Raw genomic sequence first — 21,069 nt, 5'->3', positions numbered from 1 at the left:
CGCCGTGACGTCGACGCACCCGCGCGTGCCGCCGGCGCGCCGGACCGGAGTCCGGGCCGTCCGCCGGCATCACCATCCTAGGCGTGCAGTATTAACGAAGACTTAAACGGGAAACCGCCCGCACGGGTGGCCGGCGTTACGGTGCATCGAGCGGCTCGACCGTCACGCCCACCTTCAGCTCCTGATCCGCACCGCCGCCGCGGATCACGCCGCGCAGCGGCGTGACGTCCGCATAGTCGCGACCGACCGACAGCATCACGTAGTCGTCGCCCGGCGCGCGGTCGTTGGTCGGATCGAGCTGCAGCCAGCCGTTGTCCTCGGGCCATGCCGGGTCGTACACCTCGACCCACGCATGCGACGCATCGGCACCGATCAGCCGCGGTTGCCCGGGCGGCGGCTGCGTGAGCAGGTAGCCGCTGACGTAACGCGCGGCCAGCCCGAGCGAGCGCAGCGCGCCGATCATCACGTGCGCGAAATCCTGGCAGACGCCCTTGCGCAACCGCAGCGCATCGAGCGCCGACGTCGTGATGTCGGTGCTGTTCGGTGTATAGGCGAAATCGGCGTGCACGCGCCGCATCAGGTCCCAGGCGGCCTGCACGAGCGGCCGTTGCGGCGTGAAGCTCGCGGCCGCATAAGCGGCGAGCTCGGGATCGCAGGCGACGTGCGGTGACGCGAACAGGAATTCGCTCGCCGCGTCGTAAGGCTGCCCCGCACGAAACCGCAAGCGGTCGCGCACGGCTTCCCATTCGGTCGCCTGCCTTGCGTCGGGATGCGCGATCGCGGGCGGCGGCTCGCCGCGGGCGCCAAGCGACCACACGGGCGGCGTCACGCGCACCGTGCTGCGGCTGCGCACGAGCAGCGCGTCGTGCGGCTGGTTCAGTGCGAACGACGCGCGCGCGTTGCCGAACGCGTCGATCTCCGTGCAGACCGATTCCGGCACGGGCTCGATGTCGAGCGAGAACGACAGCACCTGCTGGCGCGGCGTCACGAGCGGTTGCAGGCGTGCCTGGTGCTGCGCGGATTCGACGCGCGCCGCGTAACGGTATTCGGTGTCGTGCGTGACACGCAGCAACCGGCCGGGCGCCATGGCGGCCGGCGCGGCTGCCGGTCGTGTCTTGCCTGCACCGGACGGCGCCTTCACCGCGCCTTTCGTCGTCACCATAGCGTCCTGCCCGCCTCGCGCACGTGGCTGAAGTAGCGTTCGCCGATGCGGTTCGACAGTTCCCAGACCGCCTTCACGGTCGTGTCGAGCGCATCGAGCAGCTTGTCGTGCCGGCCGCCGTCAACGGTTTCGCACAGTTCGTGCAGCGACCACGCGGGCACGTCCGGAATCGTCTCGGCCAGCTCGGACAGCGCATAGCCTTCGCTGCGCTCGACCTTCGTCAGCCGGCCGCGCAGCGCCTGCACGACCCAGCCGAGCGAACGCGGATTGTCGGTGTCGAGCACGACGAGCGACAGCAGCGGCGCGACGTCGAAGCCGCGCTGGAAACGCGAGCGGAACGTGATCGTGCTGTCGAACAGCTCCAGCACGAGTTCGAAACCGTCCTGCCGGTGCACGACACCCTCCTCGAAGGCGAACTTCAGCACGCTGCACAGGAAGTCCAGCCGGTCGATCTGCCGGCCGATCGACAGCAGGCGCCAGCCGTCGTCGCGCGTCATGTTGTCGGTCTGCGCACCGGTGATCGCGCCGAGCAGCAGGCCGAGGCGCTCCAGCAGCTGCAGCGCCTCGTTACCGATCTGCTCCTCGGCCTCCGGCTGCCCGGCGCTGTCCGCGAACAGTTGCGTCGCGTCGTCGATCAACCGCCACTGATCGCTGGACAGCCGTTCGCGGATCGCGGCGGCGGCGCCGCGCATCCCGAACAGGCACGACGCGATGCCCGACGTGCGATCGGCGCCGCGCGTCAGCGACGTCGCAAGCGCGTGCTGGAACGCGCGCGGCGCGTCGACGGCATTCGGCGCGTCGGCCGCGATCAGGCCCGTGTCGCGGCACAACGTATCGATCAGTTCCAGATGCGCGGGGCTGTCGACGTCGTCTTCGCCGCGCAGCCTTTCGAGCGCGGCGCGCGCGAGGCGCATCAGGTTGGTCGCGCGTTCGGTGTAACGGCCGAGCCAGAACAGGTTCTCGGCCGCACGGCTCGCGATCGCGCGCGGTCGCTCGACGAGGTCGTCGGGGCCGAGGTGCGTTTGCAGCAGCGTCGTCGAATCGACGATGCCCTCGGTCATCACCCAGGTATCGACGGTGCTGCCGCCGTGCGGCATCGGCGCATTGAACAGCGTGTCGCGCGTGCCGACCCGCGACAGCCCGCCGGGCAGGAGCCGCCAGCGCTGCGCGCCGTCGGCGAGCGCGAACACGCGCAGCAGCAGCGGCTTCGGCACGATGCGTGCGCTGCCGTTGCCCTCGGGCGTGTCGGGCCGCGGCCAGGTCGGCGCCTGCGACAGCGGCAGGTCGGCCTGCACCGTGTAGTGTTCGGGCCGCGCGAGGATCCGGGCGCGCCATGCGGCCAGCTGGGCCTGCGTGAGCCGTGCGCCGATCACCGGCTCGAACGCGCCGCCGGCCTGCACCTCGGGTGGATAGGAGGCCTTCACGATGCCGCGCGCAAGCTGCGGCAGCGCATCGTCGCAGGCAGCCGCCTCGCCGCACCACCACGAATGCACGGCCGGCAGCGTCAACGTTTCGCCGAGCAGCGCTTCGGCGAGGCGCGGCATGAAGCCGAGCATCGCCGGCGATTCGAGGAAACCCGAGCCCGGTGCGTTCGCGAGCAGCACGTTGCCTGCGCGCACGGCCTGCAGCAGCCCCGGCACGCCGAGCATCGAATCGGGCCGCAATTCGAGCGGATCGAGCCACGCGTCGTCGACGCGCCGCAGGATGCCGTGCACCGGTTCGAGCCCGCGCAGCGTCTTCAGGAAGACGCGGTTGTCGCGCGCGGTCAGGTCGCCGCCTTCGACGAGCGTGAGGCCGAGATAGCGTGCGAGATACGCATGTTCGAAATACGTCGCGCTGTGCGGCCCCGGCGTCAGCAGCACGATCCGCGAGTTCTTGCGGGCCGGGCTGAGCGACTGCATGCTCTGCAGCAGCGCGCGATAGGCGGACGCGAGGCGCTGCACGCGCAGCCCGCGAAACCCGCGCGGAAAGAGCCGCGACACGATCAGGCGGTTTTCGAGCAGGTAACCGAGCCCGGCCGCGCCCTGCGTATGCTGCGCGACGATCCGCCACTGCCCGTCCGGGCCGCGCGCGAGATCGAACGCGACGACGTGCAGCCAGGTATCGCCCGGCACGCGCGCGCCGCGCATCGCGCGCAGGTAGCCGGGGTGGCCGGTGACGAGCGCGGGCGGCAGCAGCCCGCGCTGCAGGATGGTCTGCGGCCCGTACAGGTCGGCCAGCGTCGCGTTGAGCAGCCGCACGCGCTGCAGCACGCCGCGCTCGATCGCGACCCAGTCGTCGGGCGTGACGATCATCGGCAGCAGGTCGAGCGACCACGGGCCGGCCGCGCCGTCGCCGGCGCGCTGCTCGTGCAGCTGGTAGAACAGGCCGTTCTCGCGCATGCTCCGGTGCAGCGCATCGGCGCGGCGATCGAGATCGGCCACGCCGTCGCTGCCGATCGACGTAAAGAAGCTGCACCACGCGGGCGCGAGCGCAGGCGCGATCAGGCCGGCCGCGCTGCCGCGCAGTTCGTCGTAGCGGCCGGCGGCCGCCGGCGCCGCGAGCGCGGCGGCCAGTTCGGCGGCGTCCGGCTGCGCGCCGGTATCGAAAAGCGTGGGCATCGCGTCGAGGGCGGCGAGATGGTCGGTATCAATGGGCGGCACGATGTCGTTCCGTCGTCAGGGTGCGGCCGCGCACGCGCGCCGCCATCGGGGCGGCAAGCCTCGGCGCGCGGCCGCAATCTGCCCGCATCCTAGCATTCCGGCGAGGCCGCCGGGAGATCGCGAGCCGCGCATCGTCGTCCACCCCGTCGTTACTGGATCACGGCCGCCGCAAGTCGAGCGTGAACGGGAATTCGCGGCTCGGCGCGGCAGCCGCGACATCCATCCGCCCCGGCGTATGCCCCATCTCGACGAAGCGTGCGAGCCGGCGGCTCTCGGCTTCGTATGCATTGACCGGGAACGTCGCGTAGTTGCGCCCGCCCGGATGCGCGACGTGATAACGACAGCCGCCGAGCGAGCGCTGCAGCCACGTATCGACGATGTCGAACGTGAGCGGCGCATGCACGCCGATGGTCGGATGCAGCGCGGACGGCGGCGACCACGCCTTGTAGCGCACGCCCGCGACGTACTCGCCGACGGTGCCGGTCGGCTGCAGCGGCAGCGCGCGGCCGTTGACGGTCACGACGTGCCGGTTGTCGTTCAGCCCCGTCACGCGCACCTCGAGCCGTTCGACCGACGAATCGACGTAACGGACCGTGCCGCCGGGCGCGCCCTCCTCGCCCATCACGTGCCACGGTTCCAGTGCGCCGCGCAACGACAGCTGCATGCCGTTCACCGCGATCTGGCCGAACAGCGGGAAGCGGAATTCGAAGTGCGGTGCGAACCACGCCGGATCGAACGCAAAACCGGCCTCGCGCAGTTCGGCCAGCACATCGTCGAAATCCATCTGAAGAAACTCGGGCAGCATGAAGCGGTCGTGCAGCGCGGTGCCCCAGCGCGTGAGCGGCGTCGTGTACGGCGCGGCCCAGAAACGCGCGACCAGGGCGCGCAGCAACAGTTGCTGCACGATGCTCATCCGTGCGTGCGGCGGCATCTCGAACGCGCGCAGCTCGAGCAGGCCGAGCCGGCCGGTCGACGAATCGGGCGAATACAGCTTGTCGATGCAGAACTCGCTGCGGTGCGTGTTGCCCGTCACGTCGATCAGCAGGTTGCGCAGCACGCGGTCGACGAGCCACGGCGGCATGTCCTGCCCGAACAGCAGCTTGTTGCGCTGGATCTCGGCGAACGCGATGTCGAGTTCGTACAGCTGGTCGTTGCGCGCCTCGTCGACGCGCGGTGCCTGGCTCGTCGGCCCGATGAACAGCCCCGAGAACAGGTACGACAGCGACGGATGGTTGTGCCAGTACGCGATCAGGCTCGCGAGCAGGTCCGGGCGGCGCAGGAACGGGCTGTCGGCCGGCGTCGCACCGCCGAGCACGAAGTGGTTGCCGCCGCCCGTGCCGACGTGACGGCCGTCGACCATGAATTTCTCGCTGCACAGCCGCGACTGCCACGCGGCGTCGTACAGGAATTCCGTGTGGTCGACGAGTTCGTCGAAGCTCGCGGCCGGATGGATGTTCACCTCGATCACGCCGGGATCGGGCGTCACCTGCAGCAGCTTCAGCCGCGCATCGCGCGGCGGCGGATAGCCTTCGAGCACGAGCTTCACGCCGAGCGCGTGCGCGGTCAGCTCGATCGCGCCGAGCAGGTCGAGATAATCCTCGAGCGCGGCGAGCGGCGGCATGAACAGGTACAGGATGCCGTTGCGCACCTCGGCGCACAGCGCGGTGCGCGTGATCCACGCGGCCGATTCGAAGCGCTCGGGCCGGCGCTGCGGATCGTGCGCTGACGCGCGCCCGCCCGCGGCCGTGCCGTCGTCACGCCACTGCATGACCGTCTGCGCAGGCGCTTCGCGATGCACGCCGGACAAGTAGCGCGGCGCGTCGGCCGGGCCCGCATAGCGCGCACGGATCGCGGCGGCATCCGGCAGCGCGCTGCGCGGCGCGAACGGATCGCGCTCGACCAGGTACGGATGGTCGGCGCGCGAGGCCCACGGCAGCGAATCGAGCGGCAGTCGATAGCCCATCGGCGAATCGCCCGGCACGAGATACATCCGCTCGTCGCGGAAGAACCACGGGCCCGTCTGCCAGCGCGGCCCGTCGAGACCCGGTGCATCGTCCGTGCGCTTGACCGGCAGCACGTAGCCGACCACGCTGTCGAGCTGCTGGTCGAACACCTTGCGCAGCCGCGCGCGCTCGAGCTCGTCGTCGAGTCGCGAGTCGAACGGATCGACGTTGACGGGCAGCCGGCGCTCGCGCCACAGGTAGTACCAGACATCCTCGTAGCCGGGCTGGATGAATTCGTCGGTCAGGTTCAGCCGCGCGGCGAGCGCATCGATGAAGCGCTTCGCGTCGTCGGTCGTGTACGCGGACGGCTCGCGCTCGTCGGCGAACAGCGACGGATCGTGCCACACGGGCTGGCCGTCCGCGCGCCAGAAGATCGACAATGCCCAGCGCGGCAGCTGCTCGCCCGGATACCACTTGCCCTGCCCGAAATGCAGGAAACCGCCGTCGCCGTACTCGGCGCGCAGCCGCTGCACGAGTTCGGTCGCGTAGCCGCGCTTGGTCGGGCCGAGCGCATCGGTGTTCCACTCGGCGCCGTCGCGATCGTCGATCGACACGAAGGTCGGCTCGCCGCCCTGCGTGAGCCGCACGTCGCCGGCCGCCAGCGCGCCGTCGACCTGCGTGCCGAGCGCCAGCACGGCGTCCCACTGCGATTCCGTATACGGTTTCGTCACGCGCGGCGATTCGTACACGCGCGTCACGGTCATCTCGTGCTCGAACGACACCTCGCACTCGTCGATCAGCCCTTCGACCGGCGCGGCGCTCGTCGGCTGCGGCGTGCAGGCGAGCGGAATATGCCCTTCGCCCGCGAGCAGGCCCGACGTCGGGTCGAAGCCGATCCAGCCGGCGCCCGGGAGGTACACCTCGCACCACGCGTGCAGGTCGGTGAAGTCCACCGACGTGCCGCTCGGGCCATCGAGCGACTTCACGTCGGGCGTGAGCTGGATCAGGTAGCCCGACACGAAACGCGCGGCGATGCCGAGATGACGGCACAGCTGCACGAGCAGCCACGCGCTGTCGCGGCACGAGCCGGACGCGAGCTCGAGCGTCTGCTCGGGCGTCTGCACGCCGGGCTCCATCCGCACGAGATAGCCGATGTCGTGCTGAAGCTGCTGGTTCAGCGCGACGAGGAAGTTCACGGTGCCGGCCGGCGTGCGATCGACGCCGTCGAGATACGTGCGGAACAACGGCGACGCGCTCGTCTGCGGATCGCACACGAGATACGGCGCGAGCTCGGTCTTCAGCGCATCGTCATAGCTGAATGGGTATTGCTCGGCGCTCGCTTCGAGGAAGAAGTCGAACGGGTTGTACACCGACATCTCGGCGACGAGATCGATCGTGATCTCGAAGTGCTCGGTGCGCTCCGGAAACACGAGCCGCGCGAGATAGTTCGAGAACGGGTCCTGCTGCCAGTTGATGAAGTGCTGCGCGGGCTCGACCGTCATCGAGTACGCAAGGATCGGCGTCCGGCAATGCGGCGCGGGCCGCAGCCGCACGACCTGCGGGCCGAGGTTGACGAGCCGGTCGTAGCGATAGCGGGTGGTGTGATGCAGCGCGACGTGGATGGACATGGGAACTCGGTTCGGGTTGGGCCGGCCGCGCGCGCCGCGTCGCACTCGACGCGGCGGCCCGGCATGGCGGATTCGGCGAAAGCGTGCGCGGGGTCAGACGAGCTCGGGCGACTGCACGACGCTGATCTCGACGCCGACGGCCGTCGCGCCGAGCCCCGTCACCGGCTGCGCGTCGCGATAATCGAGGCCGACCGCGATGCGCACGTAGCGCTCGTCCGGGCAGCGGTTCATGAACGGATCGAACCCGACCCAGCCGAGCCCTTCCACGTACGCCTCGGCCCATGCATGGCCGGCCGGCTGCTGCATCAGCGCGGCGGCCTGCGGCTGCGCGCCGAGCGCCGGTTGCGGCAGCCCTTGCGATTGCGCGGCATGCGATGCGCCGAGCATCTGCTGCATGCCCTCGCCGCTCTGCAGCGCGAGCGCTTCCTCCTCCTCGACGTCGCCCGCGTTCTGCTTCGCATCGGCGATGCGCTGCATCGCGCTGTCGGCGAGCACGTAGCCCGAGATGTAGCGCGCGGGAATCTTCAGCACGCGCGCGGCCGCGATGAACGCATGCGCATGGTCGCGGCTCGTGCCCTCGCCGCTTTGCAGCGCGGTTTCCGCGTCGACGGGCACGTCGGCGGCCAGGTTCGGCGCATACGCGATGCGGTCGTGCACTTCCGTCATCAGCCAGTGCAATGCGTCGAGGCCGTGCGGCTCGATCGGCAGCGCTTCCGTGAGTTCGCGCACGGTATCGCCCGCCTTCGTGAGCGCGGTCTCGCGCTCGAAGATCCACGGCGGCGCATAGCCCTCCGGATTCCCGAGAATGCCCGCGCGGTCCTGCGTCTCGACGACGCCGGCCGCGACGACGACGATCTCGGCCTTCGCGCCGCGGTCGTGACGCACGAGGTCGATCCGGTTGCCGAGCCCGTCGGCGTAAGACAGCGACGGCTCGACGCCGTCGATCGTGACCTGCCACGCGCGCACCGTCTGCCCGGGGCCCGACTGCGGGCGCAGCCGCAGCCGTTGCAGCGCATGGGTGGCTTGATCGTCGAACTGATAACGCGAAATGTGTCGAATGGCGAGTCGCATGGCAAGTCTCAGTCGAAGTTGTAAGCCTGGGCGATTTCGAGCCCAAGGCTGTTGTTGCGGCCGATGAAGTCGGTCAGGAACTCGTGCAGCCCGCTCTTGAAGATCCGCTCGACCGAGGTATCGGACAGCATTTGCAGGATCTTCGTGGCCGTGTCGTGACACGGGTGTGTCACGCCGTAATCCTTTGCAAGCAGGTTCAGGCTCGACACGACGCGCCCGTAGCAATAACGCAGCGAACGCGGCATGCGGCCGTTCAGGATAAGGTAGTCGGCGATGTTCATCGGCTTGTACTGCACGTCGTACACCCAGCGGTACGAACGGTGCGCGGCGACGCAGCGCAGGATCGTCTCCCACTGGTAGTTGTCGAGGATCGTGCCGACGTGCGACACCGACGGCAGCAGCAGGTGGTACTTCACGTCGATGATCCGCGCGGTGTTGTCCGCGCGCTCGATGAATGCGCCGATCTGCGCGAAATCGAAGATCTCGTTGCGCAGCATCGTGCTGTAGAAGCTGCCGAGGATCAGCGCGGTTTCGCGCTTCACTTCGTCGAGCACGGCCGGCAGCTCGCTCTCCGGCACCGGCTGCGCCAGCGCGCGGCGCAGCGCGAGCCACGCGCCGTTCACGCTTTCCCACGCCTCGCGCGTGAGCGCCGTGCGCACCATCCGCGCGTTCGAGCGCGCGGCCTCGATGCACGACAGCACGCTCGACGGGTTGTCGCGGTCGCGCAGCAGGTAGTCGGTCACCGTATCGGCCGCATACGCGTCGTATTTCTCCCGGTAGCCGTCGTCCGCGCCCGAGCTGACGAGCACCGACGACCATTCGGCCGGCGCGTCGGACGTGCGCGTGAGCGCCATCCGCAGCCCGGCATCGACGATGCGCGCGATGTTCTCCGCGCGCTCGATATAGCGGTACATCCAGTAGAGCCCGCTTGCAGTACGTCCCAGAAGCATCTCGTGTCCACTCCGTCTTCGTTCGGTTCGCGCGCCGGCTGCGGCGCGCGCGGTCGCATCCGGCTCAGTCGGCCAGCACCCAGGTGTCCTTGGTGCCGCCGCCCTGGCTCGAGTTGACGACCAGCGATCCCTCCTTCAGCGCCACGCGCGTGAGCCCGCCCGGCGTGATGCGGATCCGGTCCGACACCAGCACGAACGGCCGCAGGTCGACGTGGCGCGGCGCGAGGCCGGCGTCGGTGAGGATCGGCGTCGTGGACAGCGCGAGCGTCGGCTGCGCGATGTAGTTCGCCGGACGCGCGCGCAGCTTCGCGGAAAACGCCTCGAGCTCGGCCTTCGACGCGCACGGGCCGACCAGCATCCCGTAGCCGCCCGAGCCGTGCACTTCCTTCACGACCAGTTCGTCGAGATGCTCGAGCACGTACTTCAGGCTGTCGGCCTCGCCGCAGCGCCAGGTCGGCACGTTCTCCAGCAGCGCCTTGCGCCCCGTGTAGAACTCGACGATCTCCGGCATGTACGAGTAGATCGCCTTGTCGTCGGCGATGCCGGTGCCCGGCGCGTTCGCGATCGTGATGTTGCCGGCGCGGTACACGTCCATGATCCCCGCCACGCCGAGCACCGAATCGGGGCGGAACGTGAGCGGATCGAGGAAGGCGTCGTCGACGCGGCGGTACAGCACGTCGATCGGCTGGAAGCCCTCGGTCGTGCGCATCGCGACGCGGCCGTCGATCACCTGCAGGTCGCTGCCCTCGACGAGGTGCACGCCCATCTGGTCGGCGAGGAACGAGTGTTCGTAGTACGCGGAATTGTGGATGCCGGGCGTGAGCACGGCGACGGTCGGGTTGTCGGCGTTGCCGCCCGGCGGGCACACCGCGGCCAGCGACTGGCGCAGCATCTGCGGATAGGTCTCGACCGGGCGCACCTTCACCTGCTGGAACAGCTCCGGGAAGAGCTGCATCATGGTCTCGCGGTTCTCCAGCATGTAGGACACGCCGGAGGGCGTGCGCGCGTTGTCCTCCAGCACGTAGAACTGGTTCTCGGCGGTGCGCACGATGTCGACGCCGATGATGTGCGTGTACACGTTGCCGGGCGGCCGGAAGTCGATCATCTCCGGGATGAACGCCTCGTTGTGCGCGATCAGGTGCTTGGGCACGATGCCCGCGCGCACGATTTCCTGGCGGTGGTAGATGTCGTCGAGGAAGGCGTTCAGCGCCATCACGCGCTGCTCGATGCCGAGCGAGAGGCGGCTCCATTCCGCGCCCGAGATGATGCGCGGGACGATGTCGAACGGAATCAGCCGCTCGGCGGCCTCCGCGTCGCCGTAGACGGCGAACGTGATGCCCGTCTTGCGGAACACGCCTTCCGCGTCGTGGGCTTTCTGGGCGAGGCTCGCGGGATTCTGCGTGTCGAGCCATTGCTTCAGGCGCGCGTAGGGCGCCCTTACCATGTCGCCGGATTGCAGCATTTCATCGAATGGCTTCATCGATCTTTTCTCCATCGATCGTTTTCCCCGGCATTGCGCATGCCGGACCGGCGTAATGAATGCTTTGCAAGGAACGTGCCTTGCGCTACCCCCCGATATCCCCCCGTTTTTGCGCCGCGCCGGGCACGCCCGCACGGCATCGCGCACCATAACGGTGCATCACCCGGCGCGGCGGGCGCCCGCATGCGCCGCGAGCGCGCACGGCCGATGCTGCGCCGCGTCCTGCAAACATAGTTCCCCCGCGTGTCACGAATGTGCAATCTGCACTGCACAAAAAAATGGCGCGACCGGGCACCGGATCGCGGCAAGGGAGGCGGGCCGGCACGCACACGGCGCAACCGACCCTGGGGAAGTACCGTCTGCGGCACGCCGGGCCTTCGACGCGGTGAACTATCCGGTTAGCCGGGTCCGGCACCTCAACGCTATGTAGCCGTAATCCCGCCGACAACGCTCATGCATATTTCGACTGACACCGATCGAAAAAAAACATCGGACCGCCCCCGCGAGGCGCGGTACGCTAGAAAACTGGCGCGGCGCAGCGATGCTGTCGCCTTTCAGGCGCCCGACTATAAAAAGCGAAGATCGAAATGGAAGCAAAGTGGCTGGAAGATTTCCTGAGCCTGGCGGATACCAAGAGCTTTTCCCGGGCCGCACGTCATCGGCACCTGACGCAATCGGCATTCAGCAGACGAATCGCCGCCCTCGAAACGTGGATGGACGCGAAGCTGGTCGACCGGAGCATCAATCCGGTTGCGTTGACGCCGGCCGGCCAGATGTTTCGCGGGCTTGCCGCGGACATCCTGCGCAGCATGTATGCGGCGCGCAATCTCGTGAACGGCTATGACCAGTTCGCGGCCAGCGACCAGGTCGTGCGGTTCGCCGTCGCGCATACGCTCGTGTTCACGCTGTTCCCCGAATGGCTCAAGCAGCTCCATGGCGAAGTCGGCCACGTGACCGCCCGCGTCAACGCGGTCAACGTGCCGGAAGGCGTGCAGCAGCTGGTCGAAGGCGAATGCGACCTGCTGCTCGGCTATCACCATCCGCAGCTGCCGATCGTGCTCGATCCGAACCACTTCCCGTTCGTCAGCCTCGGCATCGAACGAATCCTGCCGGTGTCGACGCCCGACGCGCGCGGCAAGCCGGTGTTTCAGCTGCCCGGCACGCCGGACGCCCCGCTCCCGCTGCTCGCGTATTCGTCGGGGGCGTTTCTCGGCAACATCGTCGAGATGCTGCTGCTGAACGCAACCGAGCCGTATGCGGTGCACCGATGCTTCGAGACGCACATGTCCGAGGCGTTGAAAGGCATGGTCGTGGCCGGGCACGGCATCGGCTGGCTGCCGGAAAGCTGCGTCGCGAAGGAGCTCGCCGACGGCACGCTCGTATGCGCGGGCTCGGGAGACTGGATCACCGAACTCGAGATCCGCCTGTATCGATCGGCGCGCAAGCGCGGGCTCGCGGCCGAGCAGTTGTGGACCTACATCATGAACCGGCCGCGCGCGGCGGTCGAAGGCGCGCTCGATGCCGAACAGGCCGCCGCGCCGGCGATGCGCACCGCACGGCGACTCGCCGGCGGCAGCCGCTGATTCCTGCATTCGCGCCGTGCGGGTTCACGGTGCGAATGCGCTTTCTCCAGCCAGCAATCGCCAAGCCCGCCGAAGCCCGTGAAATCCCTGTGCCCGATCTGCAATCGATATCAGACGAAACGCAAACGTTTGCATTCAATATCGTATTTTTTACTGGCACGGCATTACGTCCGAATATTAAGACCGATTTTACGGACGGAAATACCCTGTTACAGAACAAAATAAAAGTTTCCATTTACCTGCAACAACCCAAAATAACAAAAACGTCGCACCCTCTTTTCACGACGCACGACCTGTATCCTGACCTTCATTGTTTCGCGTCGAACACAGCCGCAAGAATTCCTTTTATCAGTCGTTACTTTTCGGCACGAACGTCGATACCTCCGACGTGACTCAATGCGTGCTCGATCATCGCTACCGACCAGCAATAATCATATTCGGCAATATCGACTTTCTTCAGCATTAAACGAATCAGACGAATCCATCGTTATCCTATTTAAATAGGATATTTCCCTTCGTCCCATTCCAGCCACACGCGGTTGTTGATTCAAAAGCCATCGTGTATCAATAGCGTGTCGCAAAAAGAACGCTGCCAAATCTGACTCGGAATAAATGCTCGCCATTGATTCCGGACGGGAGGTTGCAATGTCTTCTTCGTTTCGACTGCCTGCTCGCCCTTTCCTCAGCGTCTTCCTTTCCTCGCTCTGCGTGAACGCGATGGCCGAGGCGCCGGCGTCCGGTCCGGATGCCGGCCGCTACGTGATTTCGTATATCTGCGGCGACGCACGCATCGACGGGACGGCACCGCTTCCTCCCGACGGCCGGCCATACAACCTGGGCGTGTCGTTTGCTTCCGGCCGCACCGGACAACCGCTCGCCAACGTCCAGGTCCGCCTGCGGCGACATGGCCGCGTGCTCGTCGAATTCAACGCCGCGGGATCGCGCTGCCTGTTCAGCGTGCCGGACGCCAGCTACCGGGTCGAAGGGACCTATCAGGGAGCGACCCAGTTCGCGATCGTCGAAACGGGCACGCTCACCACGCAGTTGCGATGGTGAACGCCGCCTGACCCCATCCCGATCGCGTCATCCACCGCAACGCATCGAATCGAGGAGCTTCGAATGACTCGTGCAGAACGACCCGACGGCTCGTCCGCCCGCCCGCCGAAACCCTCCTGGGGTCCTGGAAAGAACGCGGCGCTCAGCTTCGTCGCGTTCGCCGCGATCTTCAGCCTCTTCGCGTATACCGAGCGGGACAAGACCGCCGGCCATGCGAGCGTGACGCACGACATCGCCGGCGCGATCGACGCCGCGGTCGGCCAGTACCGCCAATCCATCGTGGCCGCGCCCGGCCGCGCGAGCGGCGCATCCGTCCCTCCGATCGCGGCCGCGCCTGCATCGACGATTGCGCGACAGGCCGCACCGCTCGCGCGGCCCGGGCCGACTCCCGCGCCGTCCACATCGACGCCGCGCGAGGTGTCGACCGCGCCGCCGGTCACGCTCGCGGTCGAACCGCCAGCCGCGTCGCGGGTCCGGCCCGGCACCGCCGCCCGACACCGGCAGGCCTACCCTCCACCGCCCGCGGCACTGGCAGCCGATACGCACGGCGCGCCGGCCCATGGCCGCGCCGCCGCACGGTCGCTTGCCGAACATCGCGCACCGCGCGCCGAGAGGCTGGCAGGCACGCGAAAGCGCCTGGATTTCACGCCGAAGGCGCCGCCGTATGGCACCGACGCGGCGCGCATGCAGACGGCGAGCGTCACGCACGAGGCGCTTGAAGGCGCACGTGCGCTGGCAAAGGCCCGCTCGTGCGCGGTGATCGACGAGTGGAACTGCGTGGCGCAAAACGCGAGCCGCGCACTCGCGATCGACCCGACGAACAGCGAATCGCGCGCGTTGCTGGGACAAGCGATCCGCAATCGCCTGTGAGCCGGTCGGAGGCCGCCGGGCCTCGCCGCCCGGGGGGATGACCGCAGGCGACGAGCGTCGTCGGGCGTGCAACCGATGTGATCGTTTCAGAGTGAGGAGACACCGTGGACAACCCTCGGAAACCACCATGCACCACCGTCGCCCCGTCCAACCGGCGGATCCTCCTGCATGCGCCGCTGGTGTTGCTGCTCGTCGCGTCCGGCCCCTGCTTCTCCGCCGAAGGCGACGCGGAATCCGGCGGCGCGAGAGAAATCGCCAGATCCGCGCCGGATGCGCCTGCGCCCGATCGGCAGGCGAGCGTGACGTCGATGGAGATCGCCGCGGATTCGGGCACGCTACCCCCTCATGCGCCGACCCCGATCGCACAGGCATCGGATGCGTCGATGCAGATCGCGCAGGCACCGAACCCGGCCATACCGACCACGGTCGTGGTGGACCCGGACGCGCCGCAGCCGGCTGACCGGGGGCCTGGCGCGGCATCGGCCGATACGCAGGCCTCGGTCGCGCAGACGTCGCACGCGCCGATGCGGCTTGCGCAGGCGTCCGGCACCGCGTTTCCGAATACGTCGGCACCGCACGCGCAAACGTCGCATGCCCCGATGCAGCTTGCGCAGGCATCCGACACCGCTCAGGCGAATACGGCCGCACCGATCGCGCCCACGTCGGGCGCCCCGCCGCGGGCCGCACCGACCACAACCACCTCATCGGCCACCACGCCGACGCTGACCGCTCAGGCATCCGGCACCCCGATGCCGAACGCCCCCACCCCCGTCCCGCTGACGCCCGGCTCGCAACCGCCGCCGTCCCAGACGCCGAACGCACCGACGCCCGGCGCCCAGCTCCCTGGCGAACCGATCCAGCGATCCCAGGGCCCCGACGTCGAAACACCGAATGCGCAGGCGCCGAATCTCCGCACCGCCGATGCCGCGACGGTACGCAACGACGTGTTCGGCCTCGCGGCGAGCGGCGGCGCGATCAAGGCGCTCGACGAAGCGAAAGCCCGGCCCGATGCGTTCTCCGCCGTCGACATCGCGCAACTGGAAGAACTGTCGATTCGCCAGCAAGTGCGCGGCGGACGCGACAAGTCGCGTTCGATGACGAGTTCGGACCGCTTCGACGGCCTCGACAGCGCGCTGCGCGCGGCCGACGACCTCGACAAGCGGATGCCGGCCACGCCGGAATACACGCCGGTCAGGACGGCGCTCGCGGGCGACCGCACGGTCGCCTACGCGGCACGCGGCGACATGAAGACGGCCGTCGCGACGTTCGAGACGATTCCGTCCAGCGCGGAAATCTCGATCGACGCGCTGGCGGCCGTCGGCGACGCCTACCTGTACCTGAGCGAACCGGCCAAGGCGAACGTCGTCTACCTGCGCGCGCTGAAGCAGGCGTCCGCGTCGCCGACCGACCGCGCGACCCGCGGCTTCCAGTACGGCGTGCGCACGCGCGAGATCGAACTGCGCGAAGGCGTGTTCTGGTCGTACGTCGACCAGGGGCGCGCGGCGCAAGCGAAGCAGGTACTCGACGAGATGGGCAAGTCGCTGCCGCCCGTCAAGGAGGTGCGCAGCGTCGGCCCCGAGGAAGGCGACTACCTGCGCTACTACCGGCTGCGCGCGCAATACCTGATCTTCACGGGCCATGCCGACGAAGGGATCGCCGCGCTCGAACAGCTCGAGAAGCAGGTGCCGTTCAACGCGGAGATCCGTGCCGCGCACGCCGACGCGGTGTCGGGCCAGTCGCACCCGCGCCAGGCGATCTCGATGTATCGCGCGTCGCTGACCGATCACCCGGACAGCGTCGAGATGCTTGCCGGCCTCGGCCGCGCGTCGCTCACGGCGGACGACTACGCGACCGCGAAGACCGTCGACCAGACCCTGGGCGACACGTTCCCGGACAGCGGCGCCGTGCGCGGCTTCAAGCGCGACTATAAGGCCTATCGCAGCCCCGTGTTCACGACCGACCTGAGCTTCGAGCACGGCAACAGCGCGCTGGCCGACAACAGCTTCACGTCGGACAGTTATGTGTATTCGCAACCGTTCGGCGACAACTGGCGCGTCTTCTCGCACACGTTCTTCGGTCATGCGCAAACCGACGGCGGCAACGTCAGCCGCACGCGCACCGGTGTCGGCGGCGACTACCGGCACGGCCCGCTCACCGTGCAGGGCGAAGTCACGCGCTCGTTCGGCGCGGACGGCCGGACCGGCGGCCGCGGGACGATCGCGTACGCGCTGAACGACTACTGGACGGTCGGCGCCGGGCTCGACACCAACGACAACTCGCTGCCGTGGAAGGCCTATGCCGCGCACATCTGGGGCCGCTCGGCGAACGTCGAGGTCGTGTATCGCCAGAACGACCGCCGCGAGATCAGGCTGAGCTACGGCGTGAGCCGCTACAGCGATTCGAACCTGCACCAGGAGATTTCCGCGACCGGCACGCAGCGCGTGTACACGACCGCGAACCAGCTCGTCAACGTATCGCTGAACCTCGGCACGGACAGCAACACGCGCCAGGACGCGCCCTACTTCAGCCCCGGCCGCGACTACGCGGCCGCGGCGACCGTCATGCACCAGCTGACGCTGTGGAAGAAGGGCGACATGGGGCTGCAGCAACGCGTGTCGGTGTCGGGCGGCGTGTACAACGAGCGCGGCTTCGGCACCAGTCCGCTGTGGAGCGCGCGCCTCGAGCACGCGTGGACGTTCAAGCACGACATCACGCTGACCTACGGCGTCGAAGTCAGCAGCCATGCGTACGACGGCCAGCGCGAGCGCTCCGAAACCGGCTTCCTGTCGGTCAACCTGCCGTTCTAGCAAGGAGAGCGTTCATGCACACCAGACGGACCTTCATGTGCGGATGCCTCGGCACGTTTGCCGCCTGTTCGTTGTTCCCGGGCGTGACGAACGCCAAGATGATCGACCTGCTGCCGCCGTCCGATCCGGCCGACGGCAAGACGTTCCGCGTGATCTGCATGCACGACGTGCGCGACAACCTGATGGCGTCGTTTTCGTCGCCGTCGGCGATGGTCGATCCGTTCGCGGTCGATACCGGCACGCTGACCGCGATCTTCTCGTGGCTGCAGACCAACAACTACCACACCATCACGGTCAAGCAGATCGAGGAGTCGCGGCACGGCGGCACGCCGCTGCCGCCGCGCGCGGTGCTGCTCACGTTCGACGACGGCTACCGCAGCCACTACACGAAAGTGCTGCCGCTGCTCGAGCGCTTCAAGTATCCGGCCGTGATGGGCATCGTCACCGCGTGGATCGACGCGCCGCCGGATGCGCCGATCCGCATCAGCGACAAGATCCAGGTACCGCGCGACTACTTCATGTCGTGGGACGAAGTGAAGCAGGTCGGCCAGTCCCGTCTCGTCGAACTCGGCTGCCACACCCACAACCTCCATCATGGCGCGATCGCGAATCCGCAAGGCAACGAGTTGCCGGCGACCACGTCGCACCTGTACCTGCAGGATCAGCAACGCTATGAAACCGACGCCGAATTCGCGGCACGCGTGCACAACGACCTGCAGACCTGCGTACGGCAGATCCGCGACCACACGGGCGTCGTCGCGCGCTCGATGGTATGGCCGTACGGCGCGGAAAACCAGCCCGTGCGCCAGATCTCGACGTCGCTCGGCATGGACATCCAGTTCAGCCTCGACGCCGGCCCGAACACGCCGGACGTGCCGCTGGACCGGCTGAGACGGATCCTGATGATGTACGACGTCGACATCGGCGGGTTCGAGCGCTCGATGCGCGAGCCGGCGTCCAACCGCGGCGACGTCGACGTGCCCGAGCGCATCGTGCAGGTCGATCTCGACCAGGTCTACGATCCCGATCCCGCGCGGCAGGAAGCCAATCTCGGCAAGCTGATCGAGCGCATCTACCGGATGCAGCCGAAATCGGTGTACCTGCAGGCCTATGCGGACCCGAAGGGCACGGGCGTGGCCGAATCGGTGTATTTCCCGAACCGGCACCTGCCGATGCGCGCCGACCTGTTCTCGCGCGCCGCGTGGCAGCTCAATACGCGTTCCAACGTGCAGGTGTACGCGTGGATGCCGGTGCTCGCGTTCCGGCCGCCGGCCGACAAGCAGCGCGGGCTCGAGGCCGTCAGCGCCCACGGCGGCGCGCCGGCCCGCGAGAACGGCACGCGCGTGTTCCGGCTGAGTCCGTTCGATCCGGACGCGCGGCTGATGATCCAGCAGATCTACGAGGATCTCAGCAAGCATGCGTCGTTCAGCGGCATCCTGTTCAGCGACGACGCCGTGCTCGACGACTACGAGGACGCGGGCCGGCATGCGCTGCGCATCTATGCGCAGTGGGGGCTGCCCGCCGATATCGGCAAGATCCGCGAGAACCCCGAACTGATGAAGCGCTGGACGCGCCAGAAGTCGCGCTACCTGATCGACCTGACCCGGCAGCTCGAGCAGATCGTACTGGCCCACCAGAACGTCGGCGACGTGCTGACCGCGCGCAACCTCTTCGCGATGCCGGTGCTCAAGCCCGAATCGGAAGCCTGGTATGCGCAGAACTACGACGACTTCCTCGCCGCCTACGACTACGTCGCGCTGATGGCGATGCCGTACATGGAGCAGGCGAAGGACCCCGAGGGCTGGCTGGACCAGCTCGTGCGGGCCGTGCGCGCGAAACAGCGCGGGCTGCAGCGTACCGTGTTCGAACTGCAGTCGTACGACTGGCACGCGCACAAGGACGTGCCGGCCGGCACGCTGCTCACGCAGATGCGGCGGCTGCGCAGCGAGGGCGCCGTGAATTTCGGGTACTACCCGGACAACTTCCTGAACGGCCAGCCGGAACTCGACGCAATGCGCGACGTGATGTCGCTGAAGTCGCGCCTCGACCCCACCTCGATCAACGCGCTGATGCAGATGCAGCAATCGCAGGGGACGAAGACGCCATGACCACCCACAGCCTCATCACGCGCCTGCAGGATTTCGTTTTCTACTACCCGTTCTTCATGTCGTATCTGTGGATGATCGGCGGCGTCGTGCACTACTTCCTGCTGGAAGAAGGCCGCACGCTGTCGACCCGGACGATCGCGGCGAGCGGCATCCCGAAGATCTCGATCGTCGTGCCCTGCTTCAATGAAGCCGCGAACGCGCGCAGCGTGATCGGCCACCTGAACGGGATGCAGTATCCGAACTACGACATCATCGCGGTCAACGACGGCAGCCGGGATCGTACCGGCGAGATCCTCAACGCGCTGGCCGTCGAGATCCCGCGGCTGCTCGTAATCCACCACGCGCGCAACGAAGGCAAGGCGGTCGGGCTGACGACCGCGGCGGCCGTGTCGAACGCCGAATACCTGCTGTGCATCGACGGCGATTCGCTGCTCGCGCACGACTCGATCGGCTGGATGCTCGAGCACTTCCTGACCGACCCGGGCGTCGGCGCGGTGACCGGCAACCCGCGCATCCGCACGCGCACGTCGCTGCTCGGCCGCATGCAGGTCGGCGAATTCTCGTCGATCGTCGGGCTGATCAAGCGCACGCAGCAGGTGTACGGCCGCATCTTCACGGTGTCGGGCGTCGTCACGATGTTCCGCAAGACCGCGCTCGCCGACGTCGGCTACTGGAGCTCGGACATGCTGACAGAGGACATCGACATCAGCTGGAAGCTGCAGTGCCGCGACTGGCGCGTCGTGTACGAACCGCATGCGCTGAGCTGGATCCTGATGCCCGAGACGCTCAAGGGGCTCTACCGGCAGCGGCTGCGCTGGTCGAAAGGCGGCATCCAGGTCCTGATGAAATATGCGGGCACGCTCGCGCGGCCGACGCAGATGATGATGTGGCCGCTGTTCGTCGAATACCTGATCGGCATCGCGTGGGCCTATTCGATGTCGTTCATCCTGCTGCTCGCGCTGCTGAACCTCGTCTACCCGCTGCCGCCGAGCTGGCACGTATCGGTCGTGCCGCACTGGCACGGGATGCTGCTGGTCGCGACCTGCATCCTGCAGCTGATCGTCGGCAGCATGATCGATCGTCAGTATGACGAAAAACTCCTGATGTATTTCCTGGACACCATCTGGTATCCCGTTGCTTTCTGGCTGATCAGCATGATCACCACCGTCGTCGCCCTGCCGGCCGTCGTGCTGCGGGGCCGCGGCAAGCGGGCCGTATGGGTCAGCCCCGACCGAGGCATTCAACATGAAAAACGCGCCGATTATTGACCTTTCCCTGCGCACGCCGCGCGAAATGATCACCGAACGCGGCCGCGTCGTCGGCTCCGTGCTGGTCGTCTGGTTCCGCCTCGTGCGGCCGGCGCTGGTCGGAGCCGTGTGGGCATCGATCTGCATCTATACGTACCGCTACCTGCTGCCGTTCAACGAAGCCGAGATGCCGATCGAGCAGATGGTGTTCTACGCGACCTCGATCGCGCTCATCGCGGGCACGATCGTCACGTGGCTGATCGCGGGGCGCGTCGTGCATCCGCTCGCCCACCGGCTGCGCGTGTCGAAGATGCTGCGGCGCTCGGCCAGCGCGAAGGCGCGCTCGGTGCCGTCCACCGCGCTGGCCGGTGCCCGCCGGCGCGGCGCGCGGCGCACGACGCGCATTCTCGTCGCGTCGCATGACGCGAACGGTTCGATTTCCGGCATCGAATGGGTAGCCCACGCGGGGCCGCCGCCCCGCGAGTAAGTCAGCGGAGACGCGCCGCCGCGCACCGGACGCCC

Annotated in this window: 13 protein-coding genes; 7 read left to right on the top strand and 6 right to left on the bottom strand. The window is 67.9% G+C overall.

The window, feature by feature from the left end:
- Nucleotides 1-136: 136 nt before the first annotated feature.
- From WJ12_RS26030 to WJ12_RS26005, 6 genes are all read right to left on the bottom strand, one after another.
- The gene (locus WJ12_RS26030) at nucleotides 137-1,162 is read right to left on the bottom strand and encodes a transglutaminase family protein (RefSeq protein WP_049032981.1); all 1,026 of its coding nucleotides are present in this window, start codon (nucleotides 1,160-1,162) and stop codon (nucleotides 137-139) included.
- Nucleotides 1,156-3,762: a circularly permuted type 2 ATP-grasp protein gene (locus WJ12_RS26025; protein ID WP_059556403.1), complete on the bottom strand. Its 2,607-nt coding sequence runs from the start codon at nucleotides 3,760-3,762 to the stop codon at nucleotides 1,156-1,158. Before WJ12_RS26025 ends, WJ12_RS26030 begins: the two co-directional genes overlap by 7 nt.
- Nucleotides 3,763-3,961: 199 nt before the next feature.
- Nucleotides 3,962-7,375, bottom strand: a complete 3,414-nt coding sequence (locus WJ12_RS26020; protein WP_034191644.1) for a transglutaminase family protein — start codon at nucleotides 7,373-7,375, stop codon at nucleotides 3,962-3,964.
- A 93-nt stretch (nucleotides 7,376-7,468) separates the two neighbouring features.
- A complete protein-coding gene (locus WJ12_RS26015; protein WP_034191645.1) occupies nucleotides 7,469-8,446 on the bottom strand; it encodes a transglutaminase family protein in 978 nt (325 codons plus the stop codon).
- 8 nt (nucleotides 8,447-8,454) lie between these two features.
- Nucleotides 8,455-9,396 (bottom strand): alpha-E domain-containing protein, encoded by a 942-nt coding sequence (locus WJ12_RS26010; protein ID WP_069245929.1) that lies wholly within the window; start codon nucleotides 9,394-9,396, stop codon nucleotides 8,455-8,457.
- A gap of 64 nt (nucleotides 9,397-9,460) precedes the next feature.
- A complete protein-coding gene (locus tag WJ12_RS26005) occupies nucleotides 9,461-10,876 on the bottom strand; it encodes a circularly permuted type 2 ATP-grasp protein (RefSeq protein WP_069245928.1) in 1,416 nt (471 codons plus the stop codon).
- Between the two features lie 587 nt (nucleotides 10,877-11,463).
- Between WJ12_RS26005 and WJ12_RS26000 the strand changes: the two genes are divergently transcribed.
- From WJ12_RS26000 to WJ12_RS25970, 7 genes are all read left to right on the top strand, one after another.
- Nucleotides 11,464-12,459 (top strand): LysR substrate-binding domain-containing protein, encoded by a 996-nt coding sequence (locus WJ12_RS26000; protein ID WP_034185952.1) that lies wholly within the window; start codon nucleotides 11,464-11,466, stop codon nucleotides 12,457-12,459.
- A gap of 645 nt (nucleotides 12,460-13,104) precedes the next feature.
- Nucleotides 13,105-13,515, top strand: a complete 411-nt coding sequence (locus WJ12_RS25995; protein ID WP_034185951.1) for a hypothetical protein — start codon at nucleotides 13,105-13,107, stop codon at nucleotides 13,513-13,515.
- Between the two features lie 63 nt (nucleotides 13,516-13,578).
- Nucleotides 13,579-14,385: a hypothetical protein gene (locus tag WJ12_RS25990; protein ID WP_059558217.1), complete on the top strand. Its 807-nt coding sequence runs from the start codon at nucleotides 13,579-13,581 to the stop codon at nucleotides 14,383-14,385.
- A 104-nt stretch (nucleotides 14,386-14,489) separates the two neighbouring features.
- Nucleotides 14,490-17,192 (top strand): poly-beta-1,6 N-acetyl-D-glucosamine export porin PgaA, encoded by a 2,703-nt coding sequence (gene pgaA, locus WJ12_RS25985; RefSeq protein ID WP_059558219.1) that lies wholly within the window; start codon nucleotides 14,490-14,492, stop codon nucleotides 17,190-17,192.
- 14 nt (nucleotides 17,193-17,206) lie between these two features.
- Nucleotides 17,207-19,300 carry a poly-beta-1,6-N-acetyl-D-glucosamine N-deacetylase PgaB gene (gene pgaB, locus WJ12_RS25980; protein WP_059558220.1) on the top strand — a complete coding sequence of 698 codons (2,094 nt, stop codon included), beginning with the start codon at nucleotides 17,207-17,209 and terminating at the stop codon, nucleotides 19,298-19,300.
- Nucleotides 19,297-20,568 (top strand): poly-beta-1,6-N-acetyl-D-glucosamine synthase, encoded by a 1,272-nt coding sequence (gene pgaC / locus WJ12_RS25975; protein WP_049029994.1) that lies wholly within the window; start codon nucleotides 19,297-19,299, stop codon nucleotides 20,566-20,568. Before pgaB ends, pgaC begins: the two co-directional genes overlap by 4 nt.
- Nucleotides 20,546-21,034: a hypothetical protein gene (locus WJ12_RS25970; protein ID WP_034185946.1), complete on the top strand. Its 489-nt coding sequence runs from the start codon at nucleotides 20,546-20,548 to the stop codon at nucleotides 21,032-21,034. Before pgaC ends, WJ12_RS25970 begins: the two co-directional genes overlap by 23 nt.
- Nucleotides 21,035-21,069 lie beyond the last annotated feature (35 nt).

It is taken from the genome of Burkholderia seminalis (genome assembly GCF_001718535.1).
GTDB lineage: Bacteria > Pseudomonadota > Gammaproteobacteria > Burkholderiales > Burkholderiaceae > Burkholderia > Burkholderia seminalis.
Note: the sequence above shows the minus strand (reverse complement) of the source record. Positions and strands in the feature narration are given on the sequence as shown.

What these genes read in the sequence shown, in the direction of transcription:
- pgaB (WP_059558220.1), top strand. Translation starts at nt 17,207, where the DNA reads ATGCACACCAGACGGACCTTCATGTGCGGATGCCTCGGCACGTTTGCC.
- pgaC (WP_049029994.1), top strand. Translation starts at nt 19,297, where the DNA reads ATGACCACCCACAGCCTCATCACGCGCCTGCAGGATTTCGTTTTCTAC.
- WJ12_RS26000 (WP_034185952.1), top strand. Translation starts at nt 11,464, where the DNA reads ATGGAAGCAAAGTGGCTGGAAGATTTCCTGAGCCTGGCGGATACCAAG.
- WJ12_RS25970 (WP_034185946.1), top strand. Translation starts at nt 20,546, where the DNA reads ATGAAAAACGCGCCGATTATTGACCTTTCCCTGCGCACGCCGCGCGAA.
- WJ12_RS26025 (WP_059556403.1), bottom strand. Translation starts at nt 3,762, where the DNA reads ATGCCCACGCTTTTCGATACCGGCGCGCAGCCGGACGCCGCCGAACTG.
- WJ12_RS26015 (WP_034191645.1), bottom strand. Translation starts at nt 8,446, where the DNA reads ATGCGACTCGCCATTCGACACATTTCGCGTTATCAGTTCGACGATCAA.
- WJ12_RS26030 (WP_049032981.1), bottom strand. Translation starts at nt 1,162, where the DNA reads ATGGTGACGACGAAAGGCGCGGTGAAGGCGCCGTCCGGTGCAGGCAAG.
- WJ12_RS25990 (WP_059558217.1), top strand. Translation starts at nt 13,579, where the DNA reads ATGACTCGTGCAGAACGACCCGACGGCTCGTCCGCCCGCCCGCCGAAA.
- WJ12_RS25995 (WP_034185951.1), top strand. Translation starts at nt 13,105, where the DNA reads ATGTCTTCTTCGTTTCGACTGCCTGCTCGCCCTTTCCTCAGCGTCTTC.
- WJ12_RS26020 (WP_034191644.1), bottom strand. Translation starts at nt 7,375, where the DNA reads ATGTCCATCCACGTCGCGCTGCATCACACCACCCGCTATCGCTACGAC.
- WJ12_RS26010 (WP_069245929.1), bottom strand. Translation starts at nt 9,396, where the DNA reads ATGCTTCTGGGACGTACTGCAAGCGGGCTCTACTGGATGTACCGCTAT.
- WJ12_RS26005 (WP_069245928.1), bottom strand. Translation starts at nt 10,876, where the DNA reads ATGAAGCCATTCGATGAAATGCTGCAATCCGGCGACATGGTAAGGGCG.